Here is a 10,802-nt window from a genome sequence, read left to right on the forward strand (position 1 = left end):
CCGTTCCTCTGCATACATCTTTTTAAGCCGGGCGTTCTCCGCCTCCAGCTCCTTCATGCGTGACATTAGGCCTGCATCCATGCCGCCGTACTTGGCGCGCCATTTATAGAACGTAGCGCTGCTCATACCGTGCTCTCGGCATAGCTCTGGCACCGGTGTGCCAGCTTCGGACTGCTTGAGGATGGCAATAATCTGACTGTCGGTAAAGCGTGAGGTCTTCATGCAAAATTTCCTGAATACTGCTGTTAGAAAATTCTACCTTTAAGACCGTTCCTTTTCTGGGGGGATTACCGGTTCATGCGAAACAGGCAGGCAGAGCCATTAGGAATAATTTTGTTCATGGATTCATCCACCACCCGGCAGGCGAAAAGGTTTTTACCAGCCACTACTCCTTGCGGCACCGCAACCCAGTTTTCATGCTCGACATGCTGAAGCTCGCTAAAGCCACCCGCTGCGGCCTGCAAGTCGTAAACAGGAACGGCATTGACGTACGGCACTAGCTTTGCAATTGGCTTGATGAGCTTGTCGACAACCGGCTGGCGCATGGGTATGTGTTGCTTCAGATAATCGCGAAGGCCCTCGTCGCAAGCGTAAACAAAAGTGCCCCTTATACCGCGCAACATGATGGTTTTGTAAATATTGAGTATGTACTGCTTCAACTCGGCTGGGTTTTTGACGGTTTGCTTGCCGTTGCGATCGAAATAGCTGTCCTTATCAATGAAAATTTGGCCGAGCGCTTTGTCATAGCGGATTTCTTTGCCGAAAATAAGGCCTGTGTAGTTAAGATCATAGCCTTGGGTGGTATGGATGCAGCCGACTTCGTATTCAGCGTTCGGCGAATTGACCCAGCCATTTTCGATGCTATTCCAGCGTAACTGAACATTGCCGATTTCAATGTCGTGCAGGCTCGAATTCTTTTTTGAGCGCCACGGCCATGCATAACCGGCGACCAGGCGCGACAGGTCGTAGTGTTGATTCTTCTCGCGAATTTCCGCAATCAGTTCCGATATATCGTCGAACAACAGGAATTCGTACTTTCTCGATCTGAACACGTTATTCGCTACCAAGCGTGTGTTCAGAAGGTCGTCGATGAATTGCACATAATGCTGCCCTCCCCGGACACGAAACTGGGACACCAGTGTCATTACCCTTGAGCCAGGCGACGACATGATTGCCTGAAAATCGGCGGCATTGGCGTCGGAAGGTTTGATGGATTGGTCCGGGTCATAGAAGAACACCGCCTTATCCGACTGCTGCTTTACCCAATCGACCTCGCTGCAGGTGTATTTATCGAGCCCAAGCGCCTTACATGCCTTATCAAAAGCTCCGTAGTATGCACCCAAATTGACACGCTTACGTAATCTATGTGACTCGTCAATCAGCACAATGTCGTAATAGTTCCGCGCCAGCTCCGAAGGGCTGATAACCATATCCGCGCTCAGGCCAGCCACGTTTCTAAAGGCATCTTTCAGGGTGCCTCTGAACGATGTCATCGGCACAACCAGCGCCATACGAGGCTTTACGTAGCGTTGTTTAAGTTGCGCTAACAGCTCGCGCAGCTCGTTTTCCTCTTCGGAAAACTCTTGCAGACTCAGGTCGGCATCGTCGGAATGAAGAAGCTTGAAAAGGAAGATGGCTAGAACCGACTTTCCAGTTCCCGCACCACCTTCGACCACAATGTTCTTCAAGCCAGGATCCAGCAATGCGCGCATGATTTCCATCAAGCCTTGCCGCTGGTCGAATGACAAGGATTTATAAGGCGAATATTTGAATACATCGGAATTATCGATGACTTCGAGCGAACGTTCCGCAACGCCTTGCGCCCGCAGTTTGTCCCAGGTTTCACGAAAAATCTGCGAGTACAGTTCGTCTTTCTGATAATAATTGTGATCGACCAGACCCAGGTTGCCATTCAACAGATTGAAACGGCCGTCGGCAGCCATGTATTTAATAAGCCCCGATTCGATATCCAGGGTCGCTGACTTGTTGAACCTCTCACTGCTTATCAGATGCACCGTGGTCAGCTTCTTTTTGTGCGGGTGCTTTAGATGCGTACCCAACCGAGTAAGCGTATCGGTGGTTTCGCCAACATAGGCATGGCGGGTGGCGCCGTCACTGAGTATATAAACCAGCGGCCAATTATTGCTGGCGTAGGCGTTGGCCTTTATGCCGTCCAAGGTGTCAGACGAAAACCCGTATTGATTTACTTCGACAAGATGCGGTGCGCTCATAGTTCAGTGTATTTCTTGGCGCTACCCTTGGCCTTGTCTACCGGGTATTTGGCTTCGTTACGCTCGATTTTTTCCAGGACGATTTTTTGCACATCAAAGCCATAAGCATCCGATAGCAACAAAGCATAAGCCAGGACATCCGCCAGTTCTTCTTTTACTTTTTCAGTGTCGGCATCTTCGGGCGCCTTCCAGAGAAAAGCTTCCAGCAACTCGCCGGCTTCGATGCTCAGGGCCACAGCCAAATCTTTGGGGTTATGAAACTGTTTCCAGTCGCGATCGTCGCGAAACCGGCGCAACCTTTGTATGACTTGATCCATTTCCTGACCTATTCTGACTTACCTTATTGGAGGAAATAGTAACTTGCCTGACTGCAAGCTGCACTGGATAGCTCCCCCGGCGCCAGCATGAAGGGTGTCCCGCTCCTCTCAGAACGTCGTTTCAGAGCGGCCCAGGACAACGTCACCCCTTGCCTGGCCGATTCGCACAACTAACCATCAACCGCAGCAAAAATTGACAGCAAGGCAAAAACCCACCACAATCACCGCATGAATTACGGTGAATATATCTGGCAATCGCCGCATTGGCCTGGCTGGAAATACGATCTCTCTGCCTTGGCGGAGCCCTTGGCATCGGTCAGCCGTACCCAAGGGATGCTCCTTGGCCGCCTGGCGGATATAGGTATGGCCCTGCGTGATGAGGCCTGCCTCTTCGCGTTAACGGAAGATGTCATCCAAACCAGCGCCATCGAAGGCGAAACGCTGCAAGCAGCCTCTGTTCGATCCTCAGTCGCTCGTCGTCTGGGTGTGGACATCGGCGCCCTAGCCCCCGTGGATCGCCACGTAGACGGTGTCGTGGACATGGTATTGGACGCGACCAATAATGCGGCTGCTCCACTGACCATTGAGCGTCTGCTTGGCTGGCATGCCGCACTATTTCCGACCGGCTACTCGGGGCTGAGCCGCATTCACGTTGGCCGTTGGCGCGATGACTCCATGGGCCCAATGCAGGTGATTTCTGGCTCGATTGGCCGTGAGAAGGTTCACTTCGAAGCTCCTCCGGCTGATCGGCTGCCCGCGGAGATAAATGTTTTCCTGGCCTGGTTGAATGACGCGCGGGCCAACCATCCCCATCTACTACGTGCCGGCCTGGGACACTTATGGTTCGTCACGCTGCATCCTTTTGATGACGGCAATGGCCGGATTGCCCGCGCCATCGGCGATCTACTCCTGGCACGAGCGGATGGAAGCACACAACGGTTCTATAGTCTCTCCGCGCAAATTCAGCGAGAGCGGAACGCCTATTATGACGTTCTTGAGCGTACACAAAAGGGCGACATGGACGTGACAAGGTGGCTGCAATGGTTCTTGGCAACCTTGTTAAAAGCTGTGGAACAGGCCCACGGTGCGCTGGATCAGGTGCTGTCCAAGGCGAAGTTCTGGCAACAAGCCTCGACCATTCCGATGAACGAACGGCAGATCAAGGTGCTGAATCGACTGTTGGATGGGTATGAAGGAAAGCTGACCACTAGTAAATGGGCAGCCCTCGCCAAGTGTTCCAATGACACTGCCCTACGCGACATCACAGGGTTGCTCCAACAAGGGGTGCTTCATAAATCGACAGCAGGCGGCCGCAGCACAAGCTACGAAGTAAATCGCAAGATGCTGGCCACCCCGCTACCTCTCCCGCAACCGTAGCGTCATAAACACCCCCAGCCCTGCCGCGGCGGCCCCAATAAAAAACACCTGAGCGTGCCCAAAATGATCCGCAATCCAGCCCGCCACCGGTCCGGTGGCGCCATAGGCCAGGTCCTGGAACGCGGCGAAGCCGCCGATGGCGGTTCCGCGCAGGTGGGCGGGCACTCGCTTGACCGCTTCGAGTCCCATAGCCGGAAACACCATGGAGCAGCCCATGCCGGTCAATAGTGCTCCCGCCAGGGCCACGGTTGGATTGGGTGCTAGCCACAGCAGAGCTTGGCCGATGGCTTCCACCAGCAGCGATGCCAGTGCCACGGGAACTCCGCCGATTCGATCCGGCAGGGTGCCGCACAGCAGCCGCATCACCACGAAGCCAACGCCGAAGCACGTCAGGCCATAGCCTGCGCCATGCCATCCTTTGGCAAGAAAATACAGGGGAAGGAAAGCGCCGAGCGCGGCGAAGCCTATGCCTTGCAGGCCGACCACGGTGCCGGGCTTCCAGATCAGCCCGATGACCTGCGCGAACGGCGGGCGTTGGCCCGACTGCGCAAGAACGACGGGCGCGACCCACCACGACATCAACGCGCCGAGCAGCGGCAAGGCGGCGCAAATTACCATGAGGCCGACAAAGCCGCTATGCTGCAGCAGCCACAGCCCCAGCGGACCGCCTACGGCAAACGCGCCATACATGCCCATGCCGGCCATCGCCATCACCAGGCCGGAGCGTGCCGGCCCCATCATGGCCATGCACCAGGCAAGCACGCCGACCAGGGTAAGGCTTTCGCCCAGCCCCAACAGCAGCCGGCCGGCAAGCAAAATGACGTACGATGCAGTGCCTGCTCCCAGCGCTGGCAAGGACGATGCCAGGCACAGCAGCGCGGCCAGCGTGTACACGGCTAGGCCCGCCAGCATGCTGGTCTTGCCGCCTCGCATATCCGCCAGACGCCCGGCCCAACCGCGGCTGAGAATGGTAGAAAGGAAGGCGATGCCCACGGCCAGGCCGGAAGCGACGTTGTCCATGCCCAGGGTGCGCGAGACATGCACGGCCACGGCAGGCATGGACATGGCTACGGCCAGATAGGAAAAGAATAACGCCAGGGTCATCCAGACCAGACGGCGTAAAGAAGAATCCCGCAAAATGTTCGACATTAAATGTGCCGCTCCTTCAAGGCGGCATCAAAACGATAGGCAAGCGAGATGAGTAGTGGAGCAACACCAACGCACATCGCCAGCCGGCGCAAGTGCCGCTGGTAATGCGTTGGTTAACGTAAACGCTTACGGCTGCCTTCGAGGAAGAAAACCCCGGCGAGAGACAACGGCAACAGCATACCGTATTCCGCCGTCGCGAGAAAGTAGCTAAGGTGACTCGCCGCCGACCAACCCAGCAAAACGCGCCATATCGATGTTTCCGCCGCTCAGGATCACGCCGATGCGTTTTCCCTTCAGTCTGTCCTTCATCCGCCGGGCGGCAGCGAATCCCAGGCAGCCGGTCGGCTCGACAATGATCTTCATGCGGGTGGCGATGAAGGCCATGCAGTCGATAAGTTCGGTATCCGAAGCGGTCAGGATGTCGTTGACGTCCCGCTGGATGATGGGGAACGTCAGATTGCCCAGATGCTGTGTTTGCGCGCCGTCGGCGATGGTCTTGGGCGTGTCGATATGTACGATGGCGCCCGTGCGGAGCGAGCGCTGGCCGTCGTTGCCCGCCTCGGGCTCGACACCGTATAGCTGACAGTCGGGCGCCAGCGCCCGGGCGGCCAACGCGCAGCCCGAAAGCAGGCCGCCGCCGCCCAACGGCACGAAAAGGGCATCCAGCGGGCCAAGCTCTTCGAACAGCTCTTTGGCCACCGTGCCTTGGCCGCAGAGCACGTCGGGGTGGTCGTAAGGTGGGATCAGTGTCAGGCCGTGTTTTTCCGCCAGCTCCCGGCCGATCTGCTCGCGATCCTGCGTGTAGCGGTCGTAGACCACCACATTGCCACCATAGCCTTTGGTGGCAGCCATCTTGCCTGCCGGCGCATCGTGCGGCATGACAATGGTGGCGGGAATATCCAGAAGCCTGGCCGAAAGCGCAACTGCTTGCGCATGGTTGCCGGAGGAAAAGGCGACAACCCCAGCCTTGCGCTGTTCAGGAGTGAGCCTCGACAAGGCATTGAAGCCCCCGCGGAACTTGAACGCCCCCATCCTCTGTAAGTTCTCGCACTTGAAAAAAACGCTGGCGCCGAAGTCTTCGTCGACCGTGCGCGAAGTCATCACGGGAGTCTTGTGGGCGTAGCCCCGAATACGTTCAGACGCCGCCGCCACATCGTCGAAAGTGGGAAGGTTGATCATTGAAATCCTTTTTCGGCCGGCTTGCCGAGATAATACAATGCCGGCGCCTACACCGGCCAAGCAGTTGCGCATCCACGCCGCGGCAGCTATCGTCACATCTGCTTGATCGCATAGGAGAATCTGCCATGCAGCTTGTCGTGATCGTTTTGCTGATGGCAGTCCTGCCTGTTATTTCAATTATTCTGGACGTCACCGCCGGCCAGGCGGAACTGGTTGATGCGCTGGGCACCTGGTTCGTGTTCTGGGGCATGGGGTGGCGCCTTGCTGTTGCAGCAGTGCACCAAATGCTGCGGCCGGGTTTTACCGCGAAACGAATTTTTGAAATCCATGACCCCGAGGCAAGCAAGCTTGTGCTGGAGATTGGCTTTGGCAATCTTGCGCTGGGAGTCCCGGCCATCGCGAGCCTTTACTTCCCGGCCTGGGTGCCGGCTGTAGCTCTGGCGGGCTGTATCTTCTTTGGGCTGGCGGGCATCCAGCATGTCAGAAACAAAGCCTCCACCGGCGCGGAAATCGCGGCCATGGTCTCGGACCTTGGCATCGCGGCGGTCTTGGCCATTTATCTTCTCTGGCACGGCCTATTAACCTAGAATCGGAAGAAATCAATGTCCAACTCGAACAACATCGCCGTCATCGCAAACCGTGAAGGCCTGGATTCCCAGGCTCTTTTGTCGGACGCTGTTGCCGCATGGCGTAACGCGGGCATAAAAGTCGCCGGTGTTCTCGCCGAGAACAATACCGAGGAAGGCATGTGCAGCGCGGGGTTCGTGCGCGATCTTGCATCGGGGAAGGAATTCTCCATCCAGCTCGACACTCCGCCGGCCGACAGCGACTGCCATCTCGATGCAACAGGGCTGGAAAGCGCCGCCGCCGATCTGCTAGCACAAATAGCGCAAGCCGATGTCGTGGTTTTGAGCAAGTTCGGCAAGCTGGAAGCTTCGCAAGGGGGGCTTTGGCCGGTGTTCCAGGCGGCCATTGCGGCGGGCAAGCCGCTGTTGACAACCGTTTCATCCAAGCATCGCGAAGCGTGGAATGCAGTCGCCCCAAAGGCGGCCTGGCTCGAGGGCGATAAAGAATCCGTTGCTCAATGGTGGCGTGCGGCTAAAGCCTAAGCCAAAGCCATCTTTCCCGCCTGTTCGTCGAACTTAGCTGGCAAGCCCCACGCCCGGCATGAAAATAAGATCGGTCACGCCAAAATCCACGCCTTGCCGCGACAAGGCTGCCGTTATCTGGCCTCGATGATGGGTTTGATGGTTGAAGAAGTGGATGATGGTCTGGGCGAAATCCACGTCCCGGGCGGCATTCTGGGACACGCTGATGTAATGCAGCCGGTCGGGCGGAGGCGACGAGACCAGCCCCTCCACCCAATGCTCGATGTCGCCGTCGGTGATTTCTCGCGCCTTTTTCAGGCCTTCGAAATCGGCGAACAGCTCGTCGTCGAGGTTGACCGCGGCGACGGGCGCGCCGGTGAATCGGGCCAGCCACATTTGGTCGCAGAGCAGCAGGTGATTCAAGGTACGGTGTACGGAACCGAAGAACAGGCCGCAATCCGCCTTGCGCTGCGCATCGTCAAGAGGCGCAACGGCAGCGTAAAGCTTGGTGTTCATCCAGCGGTTGTAGCGGGCCATGGTGGCGGCGTAGTTGGCTAGATCGAGTTTCATGGAACCCCTTTGATGTTGATTCGCGCCTCTGCCGGCGGCGAGGCTCTATCTGAAAGACGCATTGATGAATGACGGCAGCTACCCGGGACGATACATGGCGGTGGTATCTCCACCCACGAAACGGGCCCGCGGGCGCAACATATACCCTTGGGTTCGCTGTTCCAGAGCATGTGCGATCCAGCCGGCGGATCGGCTGATTATCCATAGCGCGGATGCCGCGCCCGAGGGCATGCCCAGCGCTCTGGCGAACACGACCAAAGCCACGGCAATGCCCGGCAACACGGCGCTTTCTGTTCTTGCCTGCTCTAGAAATCGAAGCACCATCGGCACCTTGGGATCGGTCGGCTTCAGCCTGGATACCAGTTCCAGCAGGTAGTCGGCGCGGGGATCGCCGCTTGGGTAAAGCGGGTGGTTGAAGCCGAACAAGGTCGTGCCGCGCTGCTTGACCAGGGCGTGCATTTCGTTCCAATTACGCTTTGAAAGCGGGTGGAACACATGCTCGTCGACCGCGAAGGTGGCGGCAACGGTGGCGGATCCGGCGTGCGCGCACAAGGCGGCGCCGACGCAGCAATACAGGTCGCTGTGGGTGGAGGCGGCGATGCGCGCGGCAAATGTGGCGCTGGCCAGTTCATGATCGGCAAGCACGATAAGCATTTCATCGATGGCGGCTACGGCTCCGGCCGACGGCTTGCAGGCGGCGGCCCCGAGAACCTGGGCAGCGATGGATTCGCCTTCCCGGCGAGGAAAGAAACGGCCATGTGAAGACAGAAAGCCCATGCACCCGGCCACGGTCTGGATGATGAGACGTTCAGGTTCCGCACCCTCTCCGGCCAGCTCTGTAGCGCCGCGGCCCTGCATGCCCAGCGACAAGACGGCCCTGGTAACGGCTTTGCTGAAATCGGCGGCCTCGATACCTTTACCCATCGACTTCAACGTTTTCAGGGTATCGACCGGGGTTTCTACCCGGGGCCAGGCTCCCGCCGCGGGCTGCCATAAGCCGGTAAACAGAAGGTGGGCCACGGCCTCGAACGAAGCGCCGGAACGCGCAAGCTCGATGGCTTTGCGATTGCGGTAGCAAGGTCCGGAGGAGTCAAGGCAGGTGATGCTTGTGCTGGCTACCGGTTCACCCCATCGCAGGGCTTTGGCGGCGGCATCGGCTGTTACGGGCTGGCCGGGGCGCCGGGCCTTGAGCCTGTCGACGTCTTCTTGCAGATACATGCTGCGGCGCTGGTCACGGTCCTTGATTCGCCGCAGCAGGCCCCGGCTGACATAGGAGTAAAGCGTTGCAGGCTTGATTTGCAGTGCCCGAATGGCTTCTTCGCGCGTTACATAATCAGGGTTATCCATTTATATTGATTCTATTAATCGATATTGATTACCGATTTTATAACCGATAAAGTGATTACACCTAGCGCGACTTGAATAGCGGCCTACCTCGGCAATATGCAGTCGTCATTTCGCCGGCATGCCATCCCGGTCAGCCCAGGAATTCCCATATTCAGGGCCAACCGCATGGAACTACATCAACAACATTGAAGGATCGAGACATGAACCCCACTACGGAACACAACCCCGAAAACAGCGCCTTGCCGAAACAGGCGGCAGGCGGCGGCGTAACTTGGCATGTTGATGATATAGACTGGACTCCGCTGACGGGAATATTCATCCGGAAAGCAGGCTACAAGACCGTTGTGCCACCGGAATTTACCAATAATGCCTACAGCATCGAATTGACGACCGTCGGCGCGGGCGGCGCTTCGCCCAGGCACGTCGAGCCGTGGGCTCATGTGTTTTATATTCTTTCAGGCCACGGGGAGGTAACAGTCGAAGACGAAGTCAAGGAAGTCCGCGCGGGGTCTGTGAGCCCCATCGCGGCCGGCCAGGCGCATTCGTTTCGTAACACCGGCGCGGACCCGCTGGAAATGCTGGTGATTTATCATCCTCCCCGCACGCGCAAGATTTGACTGCCGTACGTTCGCTATCTTTGCAACCGGGACGCTGGCGAAGGCCACAACGGCATATGGCGCCTGCATCTATCCCGCTGATTGGCGATAATGCTACATGCCCATCACACCAATAAAACTATGCTGAACATTCTGGAGGCTGACGGCGTGCGCACCCTGCATTTCGGCTCGTCCGCCGTGCAAGGCGCCATGCGCATCGACCAGCCGGACGACATCGAACTGGAATATGTCCAGCAAATGATGATGTGGCTGCTGTTTCGCGACGACGCCGCGCACATTGCTCAGCTCGGTCTGGGCGCGGCGGCGCTGACCAAATTCTGCTATCGCCGCCTTGCTCCGGCCACGGTCACCGCGGTCGAGCTTGATCCAGGCGTCATCGATATCTGCCGTACTCACTTCGCGCTGCCGCCCGACGATGAACGGCTAAACGTACTGAACATGAATGCCCTGGATTATGTGATGGACTTTTCCCGTCGCCGTTCAATCGACATTCTTCAAGTCGATTTGTACGATGCGCAAGCGAAAGGCCCTTTGCTGAGCACCGACGCCTTCTACGCCGCATGCGCCAACTGCTTGACCGCCAAGGGCATGATGACCGTGAACGTGTATTGCGACTGGCCGGATCATCTGCAGCATATCCAGATGATGGCGAATGCCTTCGAGGCGGTAGCGTGGCTGCCTGAAGTCCACGACGGCAATATGGTGGCGATCGCATTCAAGCAGCCGCCCTCGGTCGATTTTGACGACCTCTATGCACGCGCCGCGGAAATACGCGCAACGCTGGGCCTGGCGGCAGAAACCTGGGTCGCCGGCCTGCATAGCTGGATGAGCCGGGACATGGAACACTCTTAACGGCTGCTACATGCCTGGTGCATCCCCTGGGCTTTCCGGGCGGCACTCACCATAGATCCGAGCGTGGTTGCAATG

Annotated in this window: 12 protein-coding genes; 5 read left to right on the plus strand and 7 right to left on the minus strand. The window is 57.6% G+C overall.

Going from position 1 to position 10,802, the window contains the following annotated elements; all coding sequences use genetic code 11:
- The 3 genes from VNT00_RS09005 to VNT00_RS09015 form a co-directional block, all read right to left on the minus strand.
- A partial coding sequence (locus VNT00_RS09005; RefSeq protein WP_325586625.1) for a transposase occupies positions 1-222 on the minus strand: 222 nt, incomplete at its 3' end.
- Between the two features lie 65 nt (positions 223-287).
- Positions 288-2,231 (minus strand): DNA/RNA helicase domain-containing protein, encoded by a 1,944-nt coding sequence (locus VNT00_RS09010; RefSeq protein WP_325586628.1) that lies wholly within the window; start codon positions 2,229-2,231, stop codon positions 288-290.
- The gene (locus VNT00_RS09015) at positions 2,228-2,548 is read right to left on the minus strand and encodes a nucleotide pyrophosphohydrolase (protein WP_325586630.1); all 321 of its coding nucleotides are present in this window, start codon (positions 2,546-2,548) and stop codon (positions 2,228-2,230) included. Before VNT00_RS09015 ends, VNT00_RS09010 begins: the two co-directional genes overlap by 4 nt.
- A 228-nt stretch (positions 2,549-2,776) precedes the next feature.
- Between VNT00_RS09015 and VNT00_RS09020 the strand changes: the two genes are divergently transcribed.
- Positions 2,777-3,925 (plus strand): Fic family protein, encoded by a 1,149-nt coding sequence (locus VNT00_RS09020; protein ID WP_325586632.1) that lies wholly within the window; start codon positions 2,777-2,779, stop codon positions 3,923-3,925.
- Here VNT00_RS09020 and VNT00_RS09025 read toward each other — a convergent pair.
- Both VNT00_RS09025 and VNT00_RS09030 read right to left on the minus strand, forming a co-directional pair.
- The gene (locus tag VNT00_RS09025) at positions 3,905-5,074 is read right to left on the minus strand and encodes an arabinose transporter (RefSeq protein ID WP_325586634.1); all 1,170 of its coding nucleotides are present in this window, start codon (positions 5,072-5,074) and stop codon (positions 3,905-3,907) included. The genes VNT00_RS09020 and VNT00_RS09025 overlap by 21 nt on opposite strands.
- Before the next feature lie 207 nt (positions 5,075-5,281).
- Positions 5,282-6,253 (minus strand): threo-3-hydroxy-L-aspartate ammonia-lyase, encoded by a 972-nt coding sequence (locus VNT00_RS09030; RefSeq protein ID WP_414650913.1) that lies wholly within the window; start codon positions 6,251-6,253, stop codon positions 5,282-5,284.
- 125 nt (positions 6,254-6,378) lie between these two features.
- Between VNT00_RS09030 and VNT00_RS09035 the strand changes: the two genes are divergently transcribed.
- Both VNT00_RS09035 and VNT00_RS09040 read left to right on the plus strand, forming a co-directional pair.
- Positions 6,379-6,840 (plus strand): DUF6790 family protein, encoded by a 462-nt coding sequence (locus VNT00_RS09035; protein ID WP_325586636.1) that lies wholly within the window; start codon positions 6,379-6,381, stop codon positions 6,838-6,840.
- 15 nt (positions 6,841-6,855) lie between these two features.
- Positions 6,856-7,362, plus strand: coding sequence for a DUF2478 domain-containing protein (locus VNT00_RS09040; RefSeq protein WP_325586638.1), 507 nt, complete (start codon positions 6,856-6,858; stop codon positions 7,360-7,362).
- Between the two features lie 33 nt (positions 7,363-7,395).
- Here VNT00_RS09040 and VNT00_RS09045 read toward each other — a convergent pair whose 3' ends face one another.
- Positions 7,396-7,911, minus strand: coding sequence for a DinB family protein (locus VNT00_RS09045; protein WP_325586640.1), 516 nt, complete (start codon positions 7,909-7,911; stop codon positions 7,396-7,398).
- A gap of 78 nt (positions 7,912-7,989) precedes the next feature.
- Entirely contained in the window at positions 7,990-9,258 is a 1,269-nt protein-coding gene (locus VNT00_RS09050; protein WP_325586642.1) for a citrate synthase, read from the minus strand.
- A 200-nt stretch (positions 9,259-9,458) separates the two neighbouring features.
- Between VNT00_RS09050 and VNT00_RS09055 the strand changes: the two genes are divergently transcribed.
- Both VNT00_RS09055 and VNT00_RS09060 read left to right on the plus strand, forming a co-directional pair.
- Positions 9,459-9,875, plus strand: a complete 417-nt coding sequence (locus tag VNT00_RS09055) for a cupin domain-containing protein (protein WP_325586644.1) — start codon at positions 9,459-9,461, stop codon at positions 9,873-9,875.
- Between the two features lie 120 nt (positions 9,876-9,995).
- Complete coding sequence (locus VNT00_RS09060) at positions 9,996-10,727, plus strand: spermine/spermidine synthase domain-containing protein (RefSeq protein ID WP_325586646.1); 732 nt, start codon at positions 9,996-9,998, stop codon at positions 10,725-10,727.
- Positions 10,728-10,802 lie beyond the last annotated feature (75 nt).

Source organism: Eoetvoesiella sp. (assembly GCF_035555955.1).
Taxonomy (GTDB): domain Bacteria; phylum Pseudomonadota; class Gammaproteobacteria; order Burkholderiales; family Burkholderiaceae_B; genus Eoetvoesia.

Excerpts from the sequence above, each read along its gene's own strand:
- VNT00_RS09010 (WP_325586628.1), bottom strand. The coding sequence starts at position 2,231 with ATGAGCGCACCGCATCTTGTCGAAGTAAATCAATACGGGTTTTCGTCT.
- VNT00_RS09015 (WP_325586630.1), bottom strand. The coding sequence starts at position 2,548 with ATGGATCAAGTCATACAAAGGTTGCGCCGGTTTCGCGACGATCGCGAC.
- VNT00_RS09020 (WP_325586632.1), top strand. The coding sequence starts at position 2,777 with ATGAATTACGGTGAATATATCTGGCAATCGCCGCATTGGCCTGGCTGG.
- VNT00_RS09025 (WP_325586634.1), bottom strand. The coding sequence starts at position 5,074 with ATGTCGAACATTTTGCGGGATTCTTCTTTACGCCGTCTGGTCTGGATG.
- VNT00_RS09030 (WP_414650913.1), bottom strand. The coding sequence starts at position 6,253 with ATGATCAACCTTCCCACTTTCGACGATGTGGCGGCGGCGTCTGAACGT.
- VNT00_RS09035 (WP_325586636.1), top strand. The coding sequence starts at position 6,379 with ATGCAGCTTGTCGTGATCGTTTTGCTGATGGCAGTCCTGCCTGTTATT.
- VNT00_RS09040 (WP_325586638.1), top strand. The coding sequence starts at position 6,856 with ATGTCCAACTCGAACAACATCGCCGTCATCGCAAACCGTGAAGGCCTG.
- VNT00_RS09045 (WP_325586640.1), bottom strand. The coding sequence starts at position 7,911 with ATGAAACTCGATCTAGCCAACTACGCCGCCACCATGGCCCGCTACAAC.
- VNT00_RS09050 (WP_325586642.1), bottom strand. The coding sequence starts at position 9,258 with ATGGATAACCCTGATTATGTAACGCGCGAAGAAGCCATTCGGGCACTG.
- VNT00_RS09055 (WP_325586644.1), top strand. The coding sequence starts at position 9,459 with ATGAACCCCACTACGGAACACAACCCCGAAAACAGCGCCTTGCCGAAA.
- VNT00_RS09060 (WP_325586646.1), top strand. The coding sequence starts at position 9,996 with ATGCTGAACATTCTGGAGGCTGACGGCGTGCGCACCCTGCATTTCGGC.